Genomic DNA, 20412 nt, shown 5'->3' with positions numbered 1-20412 from the left:
TTGTAAGCTCTAAAAAGTATGTTACAATTTATCCAGCAAAAAGGCGATTTGAACAATTGGCAGGTAAATGAACGAGCCAAACATAAGTTGCAGGGCGGTTTTGTCCGTACACTTGCGCATGAGGTGGAAAGTCTGCGCTAAGAACAGGACCCCACAAAGGGTCGCGACAAAGGCTGAGTTAATGCCTGTCATGCCCAGGTAGTAGGGTAACCAACCCACCGGCAGCAAAAACAAGGTATAAATCATAATTTGGATGGTTGTATTAATATCCTTTCCTCCTTTTGATGGAAGAAGTTTAAACCCTGCTTTCTTGTAATCTTCGTCCAAAACCCAGGCAATAGCCCAAAAGTGAGGAAACTGCCAGAAGAACTGGATAGCGAACAAAATTCCCGGCTCCAGGCCAAAGTGGTTGGTTGCGGCTATCCAGCCAATCATAGGAGGAAAAGCGCCGGGAATAGCCCCGACAAAAACCGCGATGGGACCCACCCGTTTCAGAGGAGTGTACACAAAGCCGTATAAGATCAACGATAACAGCGAAAGCAGACCGGCCCGAAGATTAAAGTACACCAGGAAGATGTACATGGCCATAACACCCAAAATTACCGCCCAAACTATGGCCTCGTCAACCGAAAGACGGCCGCTGGGAAGCGGGCGCTGGGAAGTACGTTTCATCAGTTTGTCCAGATCTTTTTCAATGACCTGATTGATGATATTAGCGGCACCGGTTATACCAATTGCCGCCATACAAAACAGGATAAGTTTCGGCCAGTCAAGTACCTCGGCTCCCAGACTATATCCAAAAGCTCCGGAAAAAGCTACTAGTGCAGCCAGTCTAAACTTTAAAAGCTCAAAGAGCGCCTTTACTTTTCCACTTATTTTCTCCCCTACTGATAGGCTACTTTCAGATGATATCATTGCAAATTATGGACTGAATTTTCCGATAAAGAAGGTATACTTTATTAATCTATTTGTACTACTTTAAGTTCAGCTTCCTGACTGATTCTGAATACTTTTTCAGCATTTATAAACAGGTAAAGTACAAATTGCGCTCCCAGCATAGCAATGGCAAACGTCAGGTGCAGAGGCTGGGCAAAAGCGGGTACTCCCCAGTAAGCCATTGCTATTCCAGTCACTATTTCTAACCCTATAATCAGCAGCGTAAACCGGCTCAACAGGGCAAGCGGCCCCCGGCCCAGCGAATCCTTTTGGATCCAGTACACCAGCAGCCCGTTAGTGACCAGTACCAGCAGGGAGAAGGAGCGGTGAATATAGTAGGTAATTCCTAAGGACCCGATCCATTCATTTCGGGCCGAGTAGCCCAGGCTGTCAATTACTACATCCATGGCTTCGCGTACCTGGGTACCTATCAGCACCTGCGCCACCGACAGCAAAAGTACTACCAAAAGTAGCTGGTTCACCCTGGCTTTGTTCTTTAAAGCTTCTATCTGTAAAGTACCTGCGTAAGAACGGGCCAGGACGTACAGTAGCACAAAAACAAGGATGATCGCCAGCAGCATGTGGAGTGTTATCATGGCCGGCAGGAGCTCACTGGATACAACCTTGGCACCCAGCCATCCCTGAAATCCAACCAGAAGAAATGCGACCAGACTCAGATAGAAAACTACTTTGTCGGTACGTAAAAAAGAGATCGAAGCTAAGAGAGTACCAAAAATCATGAAACCGGTAAACACTCCCAGCAGGCGGTTTACGTATTCGGTCCAGGTTTTTACGGCGTTAAACTCAACTTCTCCTTTCAGTTTGGCACCGTAAAGCTCCTTATAGTTTAATGGTAGCTGGGACTCCTCCGTCGGAGGAACCCAGCTACCAAAACATGTAGGCCAGTCGGGGCAGCCCATGCCCGCTCCGGTACTTCTTACTACGCCTCCTACCATAATCAGCAGGTAGACGATCGCAACCGTTAGCAGGGCTAAGCGCCGGAACAAGCTATTTGTATTTCTACGCTCAGTGAGCGTTTTTGAACTGGTCATTGTAGTTCTGTGCCTCTATCTCTTTCTCCATAGCTATCTCCTCATTTTCGTGGGGAAGGTTAGATTCAGGAGTTTGAGAATAAGGTACTGTTTGGGGAATAAAATCTTCCGGAGCACCAGGCTTACTGTAATCGTAAGGCCAGCGATATACTGCCGGAATATCACCTACCCAGTTACCATGGCCGGGATGAATTGGGGCCGTCCATTCCAGGGTATTGGAACGCCAGGGGTTTTGAGGAGCCTTTCTTCCTTTAAAGATGCTATAAAAGAAGTTCCATAAAAATATCCACTGAGCCAGGAATGTTAATATCGCGGCAATGGTGATAAACGCATTCAGGTCGGTAAAGCTCTTGGTAAACTCATAGCTAGTAAAAGAATAGTAGCGACGGGGGAAACCCGCTATACCCGTGTAGTGCATGGGGAAAAACACCAGGTACACCCCGACAAAAGTTAACCAGAAATGTATTTGCCCCAGAGCATTGTTCATCATCCTTCCGAACATCTTGGGGAACCAGTGGTATACTCCGGCAAAAAGACCGAAGGCCGAGGCCGCACCCATTACAATGTGGAAGTGAGCAACTACGAAATAAGTATCGTGCAGTTGAATATCCAGCGCACTGTTTCCTAAAATAATACCCGTTAGTCCACCCGTTACGAACAGGGACACCAGACCAATGGAAAAGAGCATGGCAGGTGTGAACACGATATTACCACGCCATAAGGTAGTTGTATAGTTGAAGGCCTTAACCGCCGAAGGCACCGCAATGATCAGCGTCAGGAACATAAATACTGACCCCAGGAAAGGGTTCATACCTGTTACGAACATGTGGTGTGCCCACACAATAAAGGACAGGAATGCAATTCCAATCAGAGAGGCGATCATAGCCCGGTAACCAAAGATTGGCTTACGGGCGTTGGTAGCAATAATCTCGGAAGTAATACCCAGGGCAGGAAGAAGTACTATGTATACCTCAGGGTGGCCCAGGAACCAGAACAAGTGCTGGAACAAAATTGGGCTACCACCTACGTTAGGCAGTGCTTCACCGTTGATATAAATCTCTGACAAATAGAAGCTGGTACCAAACTGACGGTCAAAAATCAGAAGCAGAGCCGCCGAGAACAATACCGGGAACGATATCAGACCCAATATAGCGGTGATAAGGAACGCCCAAATCGTCAAAGGCAGACGGTTAAAGGACATACCACGGGTACGAAGGTTAATTACTGTCGTAATGTAGTTAATACCTCCTAACAGCTGAGATACAATAAACAGCGACATACTAATCAACCACAGGGTCATACCGCCCTGAGAACCTATACTAGCCTGGGGAAGTGCGTTAAGCGGAGGGTAGATTACCCAACCACCCGATGCCGGTCCGGTTTGTAAAAACAGAGACGAGAACATGATTACACTTGCCGTGAAGAAGAACCAGTACGAAAGCATGTTCAGGAAACCTGAGGCCATATCACGGGCACCAATCTGGAGGGGGATCAGGAAGTTACTGAACGTACCACTCAACCCGGCCGTCAACACAAAGAATACCATGATGGTACCGTGCATGGTGACCAGCGCCAGGTAAAAATTAGGATCCAGCTTTCCGGTTTCGTCAATCCACTGACCTAAAACGGGGCGAAGCCATGAAATATCAATGCCCGGAAAACCCAACTGCAACCGGAATATTACCGACATGGCAATTCCGATAAAGGCCCACATGATACCCGTAATCAGGTACTGCTTGGCAATTACTTTATGATCTTCTGAGAAAACATACTTCCGCCAGAAGTTCTGCTCGTGGTGCTCGTGTTCATCATCGTGCACTTTTACGATATCAATTCCTGTCTCTAATGATGACATATCTTCTGCTATTAATTTTATATTCTACTAATTAACGTAATGACGCACTTGCTCCGGGAGCAGCAGCGGCGGCGTCAGGTGCCTGCGCGGTAGTACTATCAGCAGGAGCGGCTGTTGGCTCAGCTGGCAGGTACTTCATAGCCTTGGCTTTCAAATTATCGGGTACTTTGGCTAGATAGGCAGGATAGGTCTGCAAAAATGTCTTCTGCTCCGACACCCATTTCCGGTAAGAAGCTTCATCTTCTACAATTACACGCATCCGCATGGCAAAGTGACCACGTCCACAGATCTCCGTACAAGCCAGTTCGTAATCAAAGTCTGGATCTCCTAACTCCGCCCGAATTTCATTGGTAGTTTTATCGGCCACAAACCAGAATCTGGTAGGCATACCCGGTACCGCATCCATCTTTACCCGCATGTGGGGGATAAATACGCTGTGCAGTACATCGCGGGCCCGGATTTTCAGGAGTACTGGCCTGCCAACTGGAATATGAATTTCAGTATTATTGGTAAAATCATCCAGCGAGTTTTCATCCGTTAAGTCGATCCCAATTTCATTCTGCGCATCAATCAACTTATAGTTGTAGTTACCTAATTGGTTATTCTCCACACCACCATACCGGACTATCCAGTTAAACTGCTTTCCTACAATCTCTATTACTTCGGAGTCACTGGGAGCGTCTGATGTAATATCTGACCAGGCCCTCCAGCCGGTAAATACCAGCAGGGCCATTACCACCGCCGGAATAGCCGTCCAGATAATTTCAAGCCTATGGTTTTCGGGATAGAAAGTCGCTTTACGGCCCGGCTTGTACTGGTACTTATAGGAGAAGAAAAACAACAAGAAATTGACAATCAGGAACGGGATTGCCAACACCCCCATGGAAAACCAGAACAGGTCATCGACCCGCCGTCCATGAATTGAAGATGCCTCGGGCAGGAAGTCTGCCTTGGCGGATACATAGGTAAATATCACCCCCAATATACTAAGGATAGTAAACAGGATGAACAGGTTGGCATTAAGACGGTTGCCCGGAGGGGTACCATCGGTTTTATCGTCCGACTTAACGCCCTTCAGGACATTTTGCAATCGTGCAATCACCATAATGGTGAGTACCAGAAAGACGAGGGTAAGAAATCCAATTATATAAACCATAAGAATTATACAGGTTGTACTAATTATGCAATATCATGATGCAATGACTCTTCCAGCATGGGATGGTTCTTTGGAATCAGGTTAGCTTTGGCTAGCTGAGCAGAAACAAACCAGATGAAAGCACAGGCGAATACTAGGATAAATCCAAATTCTACGGGACCAAAACCTCCGTTAGCACCTACTGTACCCGGCATTATATTATTGTAGAAATCAAAGTAGTGACCTATTAAAATACTCCAGCAGGCCAGCTTCAAAATGTTATGCGTACGCTTCGAATCCCTTGTCATTAGAACGAGGAAGGGAAAGAAAAAGTTTAGCACCAGATTAATAATAAAGGGTGCTCTGTAAATCCCTCCGTAGCCACTAAAACGCTCTTTATAATGGATAGTTTCTTCGGGTAAGTTGGCATAATAAATGAGCAGGAACTGCGCAAACCACACATATGTCCAGAAAATACTGAAAGCAAACATGAACTTGCCTAAGTCCTGAAGATGACTATGATTGACTGCTTTCAAATAGCCTCTTTCCCGTAGGGTAACTACCATCAGTGTAATCACTGCCAGGCCCGACACGTGCCAGCTGGCCAACGTATACCAGCCAAACATGGTGCTGAACCAATGTGTTTCGATTGACATCAAAAAATCCCAGGCTGACGTAGAAGAGGTAACTGCGAAAAATACTAAAAATATAGTACCGTATTTCACTGACTTGTCGTAGTTGGACAAGCCCCCAATCTGGTCTTCTTCCAACGAGGCATTTCTAAGAATCCGCCACAGGAAGTACCAGCCAACAAAGTAAAGTACCAGACGAATCAGGAAAAAAGGTGTATTCAGGAAGCCACTCTTTCCATCAATGATAGCATCGTATCCCTCGTTACTGGCGTCATACAACTCTTCGTGGGTCCAGTGAAACAGGTCATGGCCACCCAGGAAAAAGGTAATCAGCATGATTATTCCGGTAACCGGAAGGAAAGAAGGAAGCGACTCGGGAATACGCTTAAATACGACCGACCACCCCGCTTGTGCCAGGTAGTTGTAGGACATAAAGAACATACCTATCACTGAAATACCGGTAAAATAAACCGCATTCAGCCATATATTAGCCCAGATCCGGGTCATCCAGCTGCTACCACCGTGACCGCCCGCTGCACCTGCTTCGTGCTCCGCGGCCGTAGCGCCGTGTTCTGCGCCCGCCGCAGCATGCTCTGCTCCGTGAGCGGCTTCGTGTCCACTTCCATTGGCTAATAAAAAGGCGCCGATCAGGATCAGAACCAAACCTATGGCTCCGCCGATCAGCAAATTCCGCTTTGCACCGGAAGTGAATTCAAATCGTTCTTCTATGGAAGGAATCGCGTGTACTGATGCCATTATAAATTGTTATTACTCAGTTATCAAAAATTTAGGATCCTTTTTTTAGCTGTTGGACATAGTGGACTATCTCCCAGCGCTCCTCCGGCGTTACCTGTGACTTGTGCGGCCACATCCGACCTTTACCGTGCGTGATAACATGGAAAACATGCCCGTCGGTCATGGTCTGATAAACATCAGCTTTGTAGTTGGGTACCCCTTTGTAAACCTCTCCGACCAGCCCATTACCTTCTCCTTCGGCTCCGTGGCAGTGCTGACAGTATCTTTCGTAAAGTATTTTACCTTCCGCCAGTGTTTTTTCATTGAGGGGAACCGGATTACGAAGTACGCGTGATGCCGTTTCGAGGCTATCCTTGGAGACGTTGTACACCATAATATCAGGCCCTTGTTCAAGCGGAGAACTCTGGTTTACAGCAGCCGTAGAATCACCACCGCCCAGCTCCTCGCCACCTACATTGGTGTAGTGCTGGCGGGCTACAGTACCGGCTACCGGTTCACGCATGTTCATCCCCATGGGATTAATCGGATTCTGTTCTACCTGCTTGAATGGTTCATACCCGACCGGACGGTACATATTAGGGGCAAATTCCCAACCCGTATCATTCGGATCGCGCTGGCAACCTGAACAGGCGATAGCTAGTACCGCCAGAGCTCCTACGTATTTATTTATTCTCTTGAAATTCATTTTTCAACGGTATTAGAATTGTTTGATGTTGACTTCTCCGGCCCCTGAGTCTCTCAGTACCTTTGTGATGTCTTCTTCGCTCATCTTGTTCTTTCCCAGTTCAATAGCCATCACGAACTTGTTGTCGGTAGAGCGGGGGTCAAACATGACAGGAGTAGGGTTAGGACTTAATCCGTTGGTTACGAAAAAAGTAGTCACCATTCCGAATGCGGTAAAGAGTACGGTCAACTCGAAGGTAATCGGGATAAAGTTGGGTAGCGAAATATAGTCTTTCCCACCGATGTTCATGGGCCAGTCGATACCCATCATCCAGGTCATCATGGTAAGGGCACAGGTAGTACCTGTCAATCCAAAAAGAAAAGCAGCGATACCAATGCGGGTGCGGGGAAGGCCCAACGCATCATCCAGTCCGTGAATGGGAAATGGGGAATATACATCGTGTATTTTTACGCCTGCTCTACGGATCTGAGGTACTGCGTGGAGTATAACGTCGTCATCATCAAATACTCCTACTAAATATTTTCCGGTTAGCTCTGCCATAGTAAGTTTATATTTTAAGTCAGGCCCGCTGGATGTCTTTTCCGTCGAACCTGACTCTTTAAGTGTTATTCAGCGTCTTTATTAAATGATGGATTCGTTACCCGTGTGCCTTTGGCCACTCCCGATACGTTCTTTGGCAAGCGCTCAGACGACGATTTAATGACGGCTTTTACTTCGGCCATGTTAACTACCGGCAGGTATTTGGAGAACAATAGGAACAGCGTAAAGAATAAGCCAAACGAGAAGATGTAATCACTGATATCAAAGATGGTCGGTGAAAACATAGCCCAGCTCGACGGCAGGTAGTCGCGGTGCAGCGAGGTTACGATAATTACGAAGCGCTCAAACCACATCCCGATGTTTACGATTACCGAAATAAAGAACGTCCAGGTTACACTACGACGGATACTGCGAGACCAGAACAGCTGCGGAGAGATTACGTTACAGGTCATCATGGCCCAGTAAGCCCACCAATAAGGACCGGTAGCGCGGTTAATGAACGCATAGCTTTCGTATTCTACTCCCGAGTACCAGGCAATAAAGAACTCGGTCAGATAGGCTACCCCTACAATAGATCCTGTCAAAGTAATGATCTTGTTCATTGACTCAATGTGCTCAATCGTGATATAGTCTTCCAGACGGTACACCACCCGGGTAATCAGCATCAGGTTCTGCACCATGGCAAAGCCGGAGAAAATAGCCCCTGCCACAAAGTAAGGAGGGAAGATAGTCGTGTGCCAACCCGGAATCACCGAGGTAGCAAAGTCCATACTTACAATGGTATGTACAGAAAGTACCAGTGGAGTTGACAGACCTGCCAGAATTAAGCTGATGTATTCGTAACGGGCCCAGGTTCTGGCTGAACCATTCCAACCCATGGAAAGCGTACCATAAATAAAGCGGGATACTTTATTCTGAGCGCGGTCACGGATGGTAGCCAGGTCAGGAATAAGACCAATGTACCAGAACACCAGCGAAACCGAGAAATAAGTACTAATCGCGAATACGTCCCATACCAGTGGTGAATTGAAGTTTACCCACAAGGAGCCAAAGGTATTGGGAAGCGGAAGCGCCCAGTAAGCCAGCCAGGGACGTCCCATGTGCATCACGATAAACGAAGCCGCACAAAGTACCGCGAAGATAGTCATCGCTTCGGCGGCACGGTTGATGGACGTTCTCCACTTCTGGCGGAAAAGCAAGAGAATAGCTGAGATAAGCGTACCGGCGTGACCAATACCTACCCACCACACGAAGTTGGTGATGTCCCAGGCCCAGCCAACGGTTTTATTAAGGCCCCATACGCCCAGACCTTCCCACCAGGTCCAGAAAACGCAGGCTGTCCCGTATATTAAAACAATTACGGATACGATAAAGGCAATCTTCCACTCTTTGGTTGGCTTCCCTTCTACGTGACGACATACGTCTTCCGTTACATCGGCGTACGTTTTGCCGCCAGTAACCAGCGGTGGTCTTACGGGTGAAGTAACATGCATATGACTAATTAGTTATAATGATTTAAACTTTCGTTGTTCAATAAATAAGGACCACTTATGCTTCTGCCTAGGTGTCTACGGTATGCGGGGTAACTACTTCACCCTCTTCATCGCGACTAGCCGAGGCATCTGCATCAACGTTTTTAACCTTCACCAGGTAAGTAATCTGTGGCCGCGTGTTGATCTCTTCAATCACATGGAAACCACGTCCTTTTCTCTCTACCTGTGTCAACTGATTAACAAGGCTGTTCGGATCACTCAAATCACCGAATATAATGGCACTCGTCGGGCACGACTGGGCGCAAGCCGTAACGATTTCGCCATCAATCGGGCGTCTTCTTTCTTTCTTAGCCGTAAGTTTTCCGGCCTGAATACGCTGCACGCAGAATGAACACTTTTCTATAACCCCACGTGAACGAACCGTAACGTCAGGGTTGATTACCATTTTACCCAGGTCATTGTTAAAATGGTAATCGAAATTGTCGTTGTCAAAGTACTTGAACCAGTTGAAGCGGCGTACTTTGTACGGACAGTTATTGGCGCAGTAACGGGTACCTACGCAACGGTTGTAGGCCATCTGGTTTAATCCTTCGTGGCTGTGCGTAGTAGCGGCCACCGGACATACCGTCTCGCAGGGAGCATTGCTACAGTGCTGGCAAAGCATAGGCTGGAACACTACGGCCGGATTCTCGGAGGCAATTTCCTGCTCGTTGAAGCTTCCCGTTTCGCCATCAGCGTCACTGCTGTAGTAGCGGTCAATCCGTATCCAGTGCATTTCACGGCGCCGGACTACTTCCTGGCGTCCTACGACGGGTACGTTATTTTCAGCCTGACAGCTAATTACACAGGAGCCACAACCGGTACATGAGTTCAGGTCAATGACCATTCCCCACGAGTGGTTCGGATACTTGTGTCCGTTCCACAAAGATATATCAGGTGCATGCACGGGGCCTTCCGAAGTTTCTACTTCCGGAATAAAGCGTCCCGCCATATTGTCTTTCTGGTAAGCACTCAGGATAGTTTCCTGTAGTACCGACTCACGGCTCATTACGGTGTCGTGGGTCTGGGTTTTGGCTATCTCACGATTGCCCCCCGCCTTGGCTACATTGACCGCGCCGGGATAGAAGGACAAGTGGCCGCCTACAAAACTGGCCATGGGATATACATTTACCCCTACGCCGTTACCCGCCTTTCCTGCTTTTACCCGTCCATACCCAACGGCAATAGCCACGGTACCCTGCGCCTGACCGGGTTGTATCAATACGGGCAGTTCTACGGCATAGCCTCTGGACTCTACCCGTACCAGATCTCCTTCGTCAACGCCCAAGTCAGCGGCTGTCTTTTTGGAAACCTTCGCGTAGTTGTCCCAGGTAGCCTTAGTTACCGGATCCGGGAATTCCTGCAACCAGGGACTGTTGGCCCACCGTCCTGTACCCATACCTACTTTTTGGTAAAGAACGAGTTCAAGTCCGGAGGTAGATGGCTGAGCACTTCCGGCTCTTGCAATGGCCGAAGCCGCAGTATCTATATTTCCTCCAAAAGAGGCGGCGGAAACAGTTGTTCCTTTACGTGGTTCAAAAACTCCGTCGTGCAGGGATTTAATCCAGAAATCGTCAAAACTACCTGTTCCACCCTGGGTGAAGATACTTCTGCGCCAGTAGGTCTTGAGGTACTCGTGGTAGTCAGCCGGAAGGCCTGCCCATAAAAGGAGACTTTCCTGCCCCTGACGCGTATTATATATGCGGCTAATGGTTGGCTGCATCAAGCTGAAGTGCCCGGCTTTGGGTTCAGCGTCACCCCACGACTCGAGGTAGTGTGGTGCCGGACAGATATATTTTACCAGAGAAGCAGTTTCGTCCGCCCGGTCAGCCAGCGAAATACTGAGTGGTACCTTGGGAAGTGCTTCGGCCAGTTCAGCGCCACGTGGGTGATCGTAAACAGGATTGGCATTATAGAAAATAACGGCACCTGCCCGGCCACCTTTCACTTCGTCAATGAAAGCATTCATGGCCAGGTCGTCGCCCTGGTATACATTCAAAGGAGTACCCAGGTCAATAGTTGAACCGTAGCTACCAAGGAGACTGTTAAGCGCGTTGGTTACTACCTGAGCCGCCGGATCGTTCAAACCGCAAAGTACTACGGCACTGCCCCGGGCCGCTACCAGGTCAGTAGCCGCTTTGTCAAGATTCGCCACTTCTATGGCCGGAGCGGTAATGGTTTTGCCACCTAGCCTTGCCGCCACCCTGTTATATAGGGCTGTCACAACCAAAGCCATTTGTGAAGGCTTTACGGCTGTGCGGTAGTCAGCATTGGATCCGGTAAGCGAAAGATCGGCCTCGAACTGGTAGTGACGGGACATGTCTTTCTTACCGTTGGGGGCGCTGCTGAGCTTGCGCGTTGCGGCGTATTGGGTATCAAAAAAGGCCGGATTAACCCAGGTACCCAGGAAATCGGCCTCTATACCAACTATTACTTTAGCTTTGGTTAAATCATAAGAAGGAAATACCGCCTGTCCAAACGACTCCTGGTTGGCTCTTCGGACAGCCGACAAAGAATTGGCATCATAGGTAATATGACGGGTCGAAGGGTACTTAGCGGTGAAGTCTGCGATAACTGCCCTGGTAGAGGGGCTAAGAAGGGTAGAAGTAATAATCCGGATCCCCCCGTTTCTTCCGGCTGTCTGGCCCAGCAAAGAAACAATTTCACGATCTATGGCATCCCAGCTTACTTTGGTGTCGTCTCCTTTTTGGGGGCCTTTCAGCTTTTCGACATCATACAACCCCAGCAGCGACGACTGTACCCGGGCACTAACACCCCGCGTTATGCTGGACAAGGTATTAGGCTCAAATTTGACCGGACGGCCTTCGCGGGTTCTTACCAGAATACTGGAGTAGTCGGCTCCTTCCGCATAGGTAGAAGCATACCAGTTATCCAGGGTAGGGAATTCTCCTTCGGGTTTATTAAGATAAGGTACTGCCTTGGTAACTGGAGCATCACAGGCAGCCAGGGAAACAGCTGCCATTCCAAAACCTAGTACCTTAAGGAAGTCGCGGCGATGAGTACCCGTACCGTCGACTATACTTTCATATTGTTCCTGCTCACCGGGAGTAAGCTCAGCAAATTCTCTATCGGCGTTCTTAACAAAGTCTTCGTCGTTACGCAACTCTTCAAGACCCCGCCAGTACCTTTTTTTATTATTTTTCATATTATTTTAAATACAAAATAGATGTATTCGGATCTTTTTTCGGGTGATTAGTAGTGACACTTCGAACATTCCAAACCACCAATATCCGCTACTTTCAAGGCGCCGTCGCTTTCCTTGGCGTGGAGCTGTACCAGGTTGTCGTAATACGCGTTGCCTTTGGTATTTACATCCGTCTTCCGGTGACAATCAATACACCATCCCATGGTCAGCGAAGACCGCTGCTCCACTACCTCCATTTGCTGGATTTCACCGTGGCACTGCTGACATTCCAGACCAGCTACGTTGACGTGCTGTGAGTGGTTGAAGTAAGCAAAATCAGGAAGATTGTGAACCCGTACCCACTCAATAGGCTGGTTGTTTTCAATGGCGGCGTAAATCTTCTGGACTTCGGGTGATTCGTTTTTGATTACCCCGTGGCAATTCATACAAATGTTAGCCGCCGGAATATGAGCTGACTTACCCCGGTTGACGCCGGTGTGGCAGTAGTTACAGTTAATCTCGTACTGGCCCGCGTGCAGCTTGTGTGAAAAAGCAATGGGCTGCTTGGGCGCATAGCCCTGCTGAATTCCTATGCTGTAGGCACCATCAATGGAAGCCTTTGCCACCAGCAGAATAAATACCCAGATGGTAGCGGAACGAACAGCGGGGCTACCGGCTACTTTGGTCAGGTTGCCTTTCAACCGGTCCATGAAGCTAACGCCATCGCCTTCCGGTGTGGCTGTAGTACCACTTACCGCCTTGGAAAGAATAGTTACGATTACCAGCAGAACGCCCAATACCAGTAACATTACTACCAGCAACGCTACAAGTACTAAGGTGAAAAGATCCGAGGGAGCTCCCGACTGCACCGTAGCGGCTCCGCCACCGGCTCCACCGGCCGGAGCCGCTGATGCGGCGGGCGCGGCGTTGGCCTGGTCAACGTAAGCAAGAATTCCCCTGATGTCGTCTTCGGACAAGTTAGGGAACGGAGTCATCTGCGCCTTGTTGTACTCGTTATAGAGCTTAACGGCGTAAGGGTCCCCAGTGGCAATAACCGCCTGTGAGTTGTGGATCCAGTCTACCAGCCAGGGAAAATCACGACGCTGGTTGATGCCTTTCAACCCCGGACCTACTGATTTCTCAGCGGTTACGTTGTGACAGGCAGCACAGTTGTTTTTGAAAAGTGCTTCACCCTTGGCAGCATCCCCTGATGCACCACCGCCAGCTGCTGCCGGGGCATCTGCAGCGGGAGCAGCGGCGGTAGCCGCCGTATCCTGAGCCGAGACTTGCGCAAAACCCACCAGAAGGGCCAACAGGAAGGTTAACAGAGAGCTTTTAACTGATATTTTTGGGCCTAAAAGAGACATTTTTTTTAATTGTTTATTCATAATCAGCTATTCTATTGATTCTTCATCATACAAATCTACTGCACGATTTTTTATCCACAAAAGTATTTTATTGATATTTTGTATTGGTCACCTATTTATACTTTTTCTAATCTGCACCGCCAAATTCCAGGAAGTTTTAAATATGCAAAGACGGTTTGCTTTTCAATGACTTACAAAAAAAATACCATTTGTGCCAGTACAATTGTACAATCAACACAAATGGTATTTTTCCGTTTATAGATAAGCGTTTCAAGGTCATCAAAACCCGCTGCTTGTTGGGAGGTTCCGAGCGGATTCGAACCGCTGTACGAGGTTTTGCAGACCTCTGCCTAGCCGCTCGGCCACGGAACCTTATGAGCCGCTTAGCTGATTGTAACTTTGGTACTTTCAGCTAAGCTGGCGCAAAATTATAAATTATTCAGATTACTCCACGTCTTTTGCTTCTTTTTTGGAAGCTTTTTTGTCTTTCTTCTCTGTCTCTTCCATTTGCTCTTTCAGAGCAGACAGAACATCCAGGTCACCAAAGGTAGACTTCTCAGCTTCTTTCGGCGCAGGAGCGTCGGCTTTGGCAGCTGATTTCTTAGGAGCTTTATCTTCTTTCTTTTCTTCTACCGGACCGCCCTGCCATACTTTCGTATGCGACAGCACGATTTTCTTCTCATCCTTCGAGAATTCAAGTACCGTAAAGTCTAAGCTTTCACCTACTTCGGCCACGTTACCGTCTTCTTTCGCCAGGTTTTTCAGGGCTACAACGCCTTCAATACCGTAGGGGAGTTCGAGGGTAGCAAATTTCTCACCTTTGGATACGATAGTACAACGATGTACCGAACCTATCGCAAAAATAGACTCAAAGGTATCCCAGGGGTTTTCTTCCAGTTGCTTATGACCCAGAGCCAGACGACGATTGGCAGCGTCGAGTTCAAGTACGACTACTTCCAGTTCCTCACCTACCTTGATGAAGTCAGAAGGATGTTTGATTTTCTTGGTCCAGGAAAGGTCTGAAACGTGTACAAGTCCGTCGATACCTTCTTCCAGTTCAATGAACAAGCCGAAGTTAGTCAGGTTGCGTACAATACCTTTGTGACGGGTACCAATAGCGTACTTGTCTTTCAGATCAGCCTGGGTCCAGGGGTCTTCGGTCAGTTGCTTGATGCCGAGTGACATCTTGCGCTCCTGACGGTCCAGCGTAAGTACTACCGCTTCGATTTCGTCGCCTACGGTCATGAACTCCTGCGGGTTACGCAGATGCTGCGACCATGACATTTCGGAAACGTGAATTAGACCTTCTACACCCGGACGAATTTCGAGGAATGCGCCGTAGTCGGCTACATTCACGATGCGGCCTGTAACTTTGGAACCCACCTGAATTTCTTCTGACAGTGAGTCCCAAGGATGTGCCTGAAGCTGCTTCAGACCCAGAGAGATACGCTTCTTCTCTTCGTCGAAATCCAACACTACTACGTTGAGTTTCTGGTCGAGGTTCAGCAGCTCGGAAGGGTGGTTGATACGGCCCCACGAAATATCTGTAATGTGCAACAGACCGTCTACACCACCCAGGTCAATAAATACCCCGAAGTTGGTCATGTTCTTGATGACACCTTCGAGTACCTGACCTTTTTCGAGGTTGTTGAGTATCTGCTGACGCTGTGCTTCGAGGTCTTTCTCGATCAGGATCTTGTGCGATACCACTACGTTATCGTTAGCGTAGTTAATCTTCACTACCTTCACCTCCATGCGCTTACCGACAAATACGTCAAAGTCGCGGATCGGCTTCACGTCAATCTGTGAACCTGGCAAGAAGGCCTCAATACCGAAGATATCTACGATAAGACCACCCTTGGTACGGCGTTTCACCGTGGCGTCGATCACCAGATCCTCGTCAAATGATTTCTGAATATTATCCCAGGCAGTAATTACTTTCGCTTTCTTGCGTGAAAGTACCAGCTGTCCCTGGGCATCTTCCTGATTTTCTACGTAAACTTCTACTTCATCACCAATCTTTAGATTAGGAATGTCACGGAATTCATTGAACGACACAAGGCCATCCGACTTGAATCCAATGTTCAAAATAACTTCGCGGTCAGTAATACCTACTACCTGTCCTTTAACTACCTCTTTCTCTGTAATGGGTGAAAGAGTATTCTCGTACATTTCCTCCAGGCGGGTACGTTCGCTGGATGAATAACCGGTACCGAATCCTTTGTCGTCGGCTTTATCCCAATCAAAATCGGGCAGTGCTTGGCTTTGTCTTCCTTTTGCCATAAATAGTTTAAAGAATCGCTCTTTGGATACATCAGCCCACGAGCTAACAGGCTGAAAATTAGTTAAACATGGTATTAGTCCTAAAAAATAGACCGCAAAGATAGGAAATTTTGAAAAAAGAAAACACTAAGGCTCAAGTTTTTACCTGATTTGTAAAAACTTGAGCCTTAGTGCGGTCCGAAAACAGAAGGGTATTTTAGAATGCTACTTCCTTGGCCCCCAGGTAAGGTAGCCAGCCCTCGTCTACAACGCCCGAAAAATCGCGCAGGAACATCAAAAATGAAGGCTTAAACGGGCGCTGGCGCAGCGACATACCTGCTTCTTCGGGCGTATAGTCGCCTTTACGCGAATTGCAGCGTTTGCAGGCGGTAGCCAGGTTATCCCAGTTGGTCTTGCCGCCCCGCGACTTGGGCATTACATGGTCCAGGGTCAGGTCATCGCCAATTCCGCAGTATTGGCAGCGGTTTCCGTCGCGCTTGAAAATATTCTGACGGGTCATCATGACGCCCCGGTAAGGCAGGTGAACATAACGGTGCAGGCGGATAACCGTGGGCATTGGAAATACTTCACTGACGCTCCGTAGTACATGGGTGGGTGACTGGGCCAGTAATTCAGCCTTATTCATATAGACCAGCAAAAAGGCCTTGGGTACCGAACAAACGCTAAGCGCACTGTAATCTTGATTGAGAACCAAAACTTTCCTGCCCATGGATTAAAGATGATTTCTTCTTAGCAATATAGGAATTTCCCGTATTTAAAACGTCGGAATACGATTAAATGTTGGTAAAATTGCCAGTATAATAGAAGAAGGAGCTGCCGGGGCAAAAGGTCCAGGATAGTACTGTGGCTCAGTACCCTATCCGGTCGGTTTCGCGCTTTATGTCGCGTTCTTTGATAGAATCCCGTTTATCGTACAGCTTTTTACCCTTTGCCAGGGCTATTTCCAGTTTGGCCAGTCCGCGGTCGCTGGTAAAGAGCCGAACCGGAATAATGGTAAGTCCCTGATCTTTGAGCTTGTCGGTCAGGCGGCGCAGTTCCCGCTTGGTCAGGAGCAGCTTGCGGTCGCGGAGTGGCTCATGGTTGTAGTGGGTACCTTCGGTATAAGGTGAAATGTGCATGTTCCGGATGAATAGCTCCGCTCCCTGAAAAAGGCAGTAGGCATCCTGCAGGTTGACCTTGCCCTGCCGGATGGATTTGATTTCGGTGCCGGTGAGCATCATACCGGCGGAGAAAGTTTCCAGAAAAAAATACTCAAACGAGGCGCGGCGATTCTCGATATTTACCTTTTTAGCTATTTTGTCGGACATTTTGTGGTTGCTCAGGAAAGATTACAAAATTACTATATCGAAAAAACTATACCAATTTCTATGAATCTGTCACTTTTCAGGGCGGTGCTGGTGGGTTGTACCCTGGCCGCTACGGTACTACTTACTACAACTACCCAGGCCCAAACGGATGAAACGGCAGCACGGGCCGTAGTAGACCAGCTTTTTACCGGCATGCGTTCCGGCGACTCCTCCCTGGTCCGGCGGGCCTTTTTACCGGATGCCTCGCTGCAGTCGGTCACTACGGCACCCGACGGGGCCGTAAAGGTACGCAAAGATGCCATTCAGGGATTTATCAATGCCGTAGGTACTCCGCACGATGAGGTGTGGGACGAACGCATCTATGACCTGAAGGTACAGGTAGACGGCCCCATGGCTATTGTGTGGGTACCTTATAAGTTTTACCTGGGGAGTAAATTCAGCCATTGCGGCGTTAATGCCTTTACGCTCGTCCGGACTACCGAGGGCTGGAAAATTGCCGGCATAACAGATACCCGCCGACGCGACAACTGCCTGTAAAGGCTCTAGAACCGGAGCATCTGCTTCCAGGTACCTTTCATGCGGTTGTACTTGAGGGTACTTGGGAGCGCTTTCCACCAGTACTTATTTATTTCTACGGCAAAGGAAGGTTGCATGTAGCAGTTGATGGCGCAGCCTTCGCAGCCCGGAAGCCGCCCTTCCAGCGCTACTAGCTGCTGTACTTCGTCGGATAAGTACAGGCTGTGCAACTTGCCTTCAATGGGATGTTCTTTTAACCCCAGGTGGTAACAGGGCAGTACCAGTTTGTTTTCGGGTGAAATAACCACCGTAGTACTGCCCGCTTTGCATATCGGCTTCTCCACGTGGTTGCCGCCGTCGAGCCGCAGCTGCACAAAGGCTTCGTTGAGGTATACATTCTTCTGCTTTCCCCAGCCCACCAGTTCATCCAGTGACTGCTTTGACAGGTTGCCCCCTACGGTATTGTACTCAAACACGGGGTTCAGGATCAGGACCAGGTTGTTGGGCAGGCAAATCTCCTCCCACACCTGCCGGATTTGGTGAACATTACTTTCAAAAACGGTAAAGATAATGTCCGGCCGCTCGCCCAGGTGCCGGGCTACCTCAATGGATTCCATTACTTTGTCGTAGCACTTCACGCCGCGGGAAAGGTCGTGTTCGTCGCGGTTGGGAGAGTCCAGGGACAGGTGCAGCATATCAATCAGCCCCCGCAGCTTTTCGGCGTACTTGGGGTACAACAGGCCGTTGGTCGTCACGGTCGTGATCATGCCCTGAGCTTTGGCCTCCCGCAGTAGCTCGTCGAGCTGACGGTGCAACAGGGGTTCGCCGCCGGTAAAGTCTACTACTTTTACGCCTAGTCGTTTCAGGTCCTGCAGGTTTTGGCGCGCGTTCTCGGTGGTAACGTACGGAGAAGGCCGCTCCCAGATGTCGCAGAAACTACAGGTAGCGTTACAGCGGTACGTTACGTAGTAGTTGCACAGCACGGGGTGGGAAACCAGGCGCATAAGGTCAGTAGAGTATCTTCAGCAGGCTGCTCAACTTGTCTTTCAGGTCTTTGCGGTCCACGATAAAATCAAGGAAGCCATGCTCCAGTACGAATTCGGCGCTCTGGAAACCTTTGGGGAGATCTTTGCCAATTGTTTCCCGGATAACCCGGGGCCCGGCAAAGCCGATCAGCGCACCCGGTTCAGAAATATTGAAGTCGCCCAGCATGGCGTAAGAGGCCGTAACGCCACCCGTAGTAGGGTCAGTCAGCAACGAGATGTAAGGTACCTTCCCCTCCGAGAGCAACGCCAGCTTGGCGGATGTCTTGGCCATCTGCATCAGCGACAGCCCCGCTTCCATCATACGGGCTCCGCCCGAGCGCGATATCATCAGGAAAGGCTGCTTGTTCTGCAGGGAGTAGTCAATGGCACGGGCTATTTTTTCTCCTACCACCGACCCCATCGAGCCCCCAATGAAGTTGAAGTCCATACAGGCAATGGTAATATCTATCTCATTCATTTTACCATGGGCGGTGCGAACGGCATCCTTCAGGCCGGTTTTCAGCATCGTAGCCCGTATCCGGTCCGGATAGGGTTTGGTGTCAATAAAATTCAACGGATCGCCCGAGTGTAGATTTGCATCCAGTTCGGTAAATTCATTATTATCAAAAAGGAGCTCAAAATAAGCCTCTGACCCTACTTTGTCGTGGTAGTTGCAGTGCGCACAGGTATAGGCGCTCAGCTTGTGCTCGCGGGTGTGCATAATTTTTTTACAACTGGGACACTGGTACCAAAGCCCGTCGGGGGCTTCGCGCTTCATTTCAGTGGGGGTATTGATTCCTTTTTCTTTCCGGACAAACCAAGACATAAGCAGTAGTAGGTTAATCGTACGACGCTAAGAGTAGCGTATTCTGACTCTTATTGCTAAAATTACGGTGTATTAAGGCTTCAAATATAGTAATAAATGTATTGTAACCTCACAGTGTAAGGTAGTATTGACGCCGCGCGGGAGGAAGCCGCTCAATGGCATAACGCAGGGTGGTGCGCGGTAAGCCGCCTATATAATGGTGCAAAAACTCTTCCAGGGTGTCCAGGTCGCGGTTACCTACTTCCCGTAGCATCCAGCCCACAGCTTTGTGAATAAGGTGGTGCTTATGGGATAGAAGTACCCCGGCTACCGCGAGCGTATCGGCATATTGCCCCTTGCGGATATAGTAGTGCGTAGCTACTATGGCTACCCGCTGGGTCCACAAGTGGGGCTGCCGGGCCATTTCCAGCAGCGAACTTCGATCTTTGTCATACAGGTACCTGCCTACAATATCCCGGGCCGAGGCGTCAACCAGGTCCCAGTTGTTGATGTAGTCCAGGTGGCTCAGGTACATCTCATACAGTAGATGTTTCCCGTCTTCTTTTGCCTTCGCGAACTGATCCACCATAATCAGTAACGCCGCTAACCGGCACTCGTGAACGGGGTCCCGAAGCAGCAGCTGCAGCTGGTCTGCCGGGAGGGTACGCCACTGGCGGGCTACCTGCCGCACCTGCGGATTGCTTACCCCCCAGAACTGATCGCCTTCGGCGTACTGGCCGGGTCCGGTTTGAAAGTACCCCGCCACAAAAGCCGCCCTATCGGCAGCAGCAAAGGCCCGGAGGTCGGCCCGAACTCCCTGAACCAAATCCATAAGAAATTG

At 49.0% G+C, this 20412-nt stretch carries 17 protein-coding genes and 1 tRNA gene; 1 reads left to right on the top strand and 17 read right to left on the bottom strand.

The features are described from left to right. Window positions 1-21: 21 nt before the first annotated feature. From cyoE to smpB, 14 genes are all read right to left on the bottom strand, one after another. The gene (gene cyoE / locus VGN67_RS00295; RefSeq protein WP_327484757.1) at window positions 22-915 is read right to left on the bottom strand and encodes a heme o synthase; all 894 of its coding nucleotides are present in this window, start codon (window positions 913-915) and stop codon (window positions 22-24) included. Between the two features lie 44 nt (window positions 916-959). Continuing rightward, window positions 960-1988 (bottom strand): COX15/CtaA family protein, encoded by a 1029-nt coding sequence (locus tag VGN67_RS00290; protein ID WP_327484756.1) that lies wholly within the window; start codon window positions 1986-1988, stop codon window positions 960-962. Next, the gene (locus tag VGN67_RS00285) at window positions 1963-3843 is read right to left on the bottom strand and encodes a cytochrome c oxidase subunit I (RefSeq protein WP_327484755.1); all 1881 of its coding nucleotides are present in this window, start codon (window positions 3841-3843) and stop codon (window positions 1963-1965) included. The genes VGN67_RS00290 and VGN67_RS00285 overlap by 26 nt, the downstream gene beginning before the upstream one ends. 31 nt (window positions 3844-3874) lie before the next feature. Next, complete coding sequence (locus VGN67_RS00280; RefSeq protein WP_327484754.1) at window positions 3875-4999, bottom strand: cytochrome c oxidase subunit II; 1125 nt, start codon at window positions 4997-4999, stop codon at window positions 3875-3877. A 23-nt stretch (window positions 5000-5022) separates the two neighbouring features. Continuing rightward, on the bottom strand, window positions 5023-6366 hold the full coding sequence (locus tag VGN67_RS00275; RefSeq protein WP_327484753.1) for a quinol:cytochrome C oxidoreductase: 1344 nt from the start codon (window positions 6364-6366) through the stop codon (window positions 5023-5025). A gap of 31 nt (window positions 6367-6397) precedes the next feature. Beyond that, window positions 6398-7051, bottom strand: a complete 654-nt coding sequence (locus VGN67_RS00270; protein WP_327484752.1) for a cytochrome c — start codon at window positions 7049-7051, stop codon at window positions 6398-6400. Between the two features lie 12 nt (window positions 7052-7063). Next, the gene (locus tag VGN67_RS00265) at window positions 7064-7591 is read right to left on the bottom strand and encodes a DUF3341 domain-containing protein (protein WP_327484751.1); all 528 of its coding nucleotides are present in this window, start codon (window positions 7589-7591) and stop codon (window positions 7064-7066) included. A gap of 65 nt (window positions 7592-7656) precedes the next feature. Then, complete coding sequence (gene nrfD / locus VGN67_RS00260; RefSeq protein WP_327484750.1) at window positions 7657-9084, bottom strand: NrfD/PsrC family molybdoenzyme membrane anchor subunit; 1428 nt, start codon at window positions 9082-9084, stop codon at window positions 7657-7659. A gap of 67 nt (window positions 9085-9151) precedes the next feature. Next, window positions 9152-12289, bottom strand: coding sequence for a TAT-variant-translocated molybdopterin oxidoreductase (locus VGN67_RS00255; RefSeq protein WP_327484749.1), 3138 nt, complete (start codon window positions 12287-12289; stop codon window positions 9152-9154). Between the two features lie 47 nt (window positions 12290-12336). Continuing rightward, complete coding sequence (locus VGN67_RS00250; RefSeq protein ID WP_327484748.1) at window positions 12337-13635, bottom strand: c-type cytochrome; 1299 nt, start codon at window positions 13633-13635, stop codon at window positions 12337-12339. 301 nt (window positions 13636-13936) lie between these two features. Then, window positions 13937-14007: transfer RNA gene (locus VGN67_RS00245), tRNA-Cys, on the bottom strand. A gap of 72 nt (window positions 14008-14079) precedes the next feature. Beyond that, the gene (gene rpsA, locus VGN67_RS00240) at window positions 14080-15918 is read right to left on the bottom strand and encodes a 30S ribosomal protein S1 (protein WP_327484747.1); all 1839 of its coding nucleotides are present in this window, start codon (window positions 15916-15918) and stop codon (window positions 14080-14082) included. Window positions 15919-16114: 196 nt separating this feature from the next. Further along, the gene (locus VGN67_RS00235; RefSeq protein ID WP_327484746.1) at window positions 16115-16627 is read right to left on the bottom strand and encodes an HNH endonuclease; all 513 of its coding nucleotides are present in this window, start codon (window positions 16625-16627) and stop codon (window positions 16115-16117) included. Between the two features lie 139 nt (window positions 16628-16766). Beyond that, complete coding sequence (smpB, locus tag VGN67_RS00230; RefSeq protein ID WP_327484745.1) at window positions 16767-17225, bottom strand: SsrA-binding protein SmpB; 459 nt, start codon at window positions 17223-17225, stop codon at window positions 16767-16769. 60 nt (window positions 17226-17285) lie between these two features. Here smpB and VGN67_RS00225 point away from each other — a divergent pair, with 60 nt between their 5' ends. Further along, window positions 17286-17762, top strand: a complete 477-nt coding sequence (locus VGN67_RS00225; protein ID WP_327484744.1) for a nuclear transport factor 2 family protein — start codon at window positions 17286-17288, stop codon at window positions 17760-17762. A 5-nt stretch (window positions 17763-17767) separates the two neighbouring features. Here VGN67_RS00225 and VGN67_RS00220 read toward each other — a convergent pair whose 3' ends face one another. The 3 genes from VGN67_RS00220 to VGN67_RS00210 form a co-directional block, all read right to left on the bottom strand. Next, window positions 17768-18745 (bottom strand): radical SAM protein, encoded by a 978-nt coding sequence (locus VGN67_RS00220; protein ID WP_327484743.1) that lies wholly within the window; start codon window positions 18743-18745, stop codon window positions 17768-17770. A 4-nt stretch (window positions 18746-18749) separates the two neighbouring features. Continuing rightward, window positions 18750-19592: an acetyl-CoA carboxylase, carboxyltransferase subunit beta gene (accD, locus tag VGN67_RS00215; protein WP_327484742.1), complete on the bottom strand. Its 843-nt coding sequence runs from the start codon at window positions 19590-19592 to the stop codon at window positions 18750-18752. Window positions 19593-19701: 109 nt separating this feature from the next. Continuing rightward, window positions 19702-20403, bottom strand: a complete 702-nt coding sequence (locus VGN67_RS00210) for a DNA alkylation repair protein (protein WP_327484741.1) — start codon at window positions 20401-20403, stop codon at window positions 19702-19704. Window positions 20404-20412: the final 9 nt, after the last annotated feature.

The sequence above is a fragment of the Telluribacter sp. genome (assembly GCF_035998675.1).
Lineage (GTDB): Bacteria > Bacteroidota > Bacteroidia > Cytophagales > Spirosomataceae > Telluribacter.
This window is presented reverse-complemented; position numbering and strand designations above follow the sequence as displayed.

Coding starts and splice junctions, on each gene's coding strand:
- cyoE (WP_327484757.1), bottom strand. CDS start 915: ATGATATCATCTGAAAGTAGCCTATCAGTAGGGGAGAAAATAAGTGGA.
- VGN67_RS00220 (WP_327484743.1), bottom strand. CDS start 18,745: ATGCGCCTGGTTTCCCACCCCGTGCTGTGCAACTACTACGTAACGTAC.
- smpB (WP_327484745.1), bottom strand. CDS start 17,225: ATGTCCGACAAAATAGCTAAAAAGGTAAATATCGAGAATCGCCGCGCC.
- VGN67_RS00265 (WP_327484751.1), bottom strand. CDS start 7,591: ATGGCAGAGCTAACCGGAAAATATTTAGTAGGAGTATTTGATGATGAC.
- VGN67_RS00280 (WP_327484754.1), bottom strand. CDS start 4,999: ATGGTTTATATAATTGGATTTCTTACCCTCGTCTTTCTGGTACTCACC.
- nrfD (WP_327484750.1), bottom strand. CDS start 9,084: ATGCATGTTACTTCACCCGTAAGACCACCGCTGGTTACTGGCGGCAAA.
- VGN67_RS00250 (WP_327484748.1), bottom strand. CDS start 13,635: ATGTCTCTTTTAGGCCCAAAAATATCAGTTAAAAGCTCTCTGTTAACC.
- rpsA (WP_327484747.1), bottom strand. CDS start 15,918: ATGGCAAAAGGAAGACAAAGCCAAGCACTGCCCGATTTTGATTGGGAT.
- accD (WP_327484742.1), bottom strand. CDS start 19,592: ATGTCTTGGTTTGTCCGGAAAGAAAAAGGAATCAATACCCCCACTGAA.
- VGN67_RS00275 (WP_327484753.1), bottom strand. CDS start 6,366: ATGGCATCAGTACACGCGATTCCTTCCATAGAAGAACGATTTGAATTC.
- VGN67_RS00255 (WP_327484749.1), bottom strand. CDS start 12,289: ATGAAAAATAATAAAAAAAGGTACTGGCGGGGTCTTGAAGAGTTGCGT.
- VGN67_RS00285 (WP_327484755.1), bottom strand. CDS start 3,843: ATGTCATCATTAGAGACAGGAATTGATATCGTAAAAGTGCACGATGAT.
- VGN67_RS00225 (WP_327484744.1), top strand. CDS start 17,286: ATGAATCTGTCACTTTTCAGGGCGGTGCTGGTGGGTTGTACCCTGGCC.
- VGN67_RS00270 (WP_327484752.1), bottom strand. CDS start 7,051: ATGAATTTCAAGAGAATAAATAAATACGTAGGAGCTCTGGCGGTACTA.
- VGN67_RS00235 (WP_327484746.1), bottom strand. CDS start 16,627: ATGGGCAGGAAAGTTTTGGTTCTCAATCAAGATTACAGTGCGCTTAGC.
- VGN67_RS00290 (WP_327484756.1), bottom strand. CDS start 1,988: ATGACCAGTTCAAAAACGCTCACTGAGCGTAGAAATACAAATAGCTTG.
- VGN67_RS00210 (WP_327484741.1), bottom strand. CDS start 20,403: ATGGATTTGGTTCAGGGAGTTCGGGCCGACCTCCGGGCCTTTGCTGCT.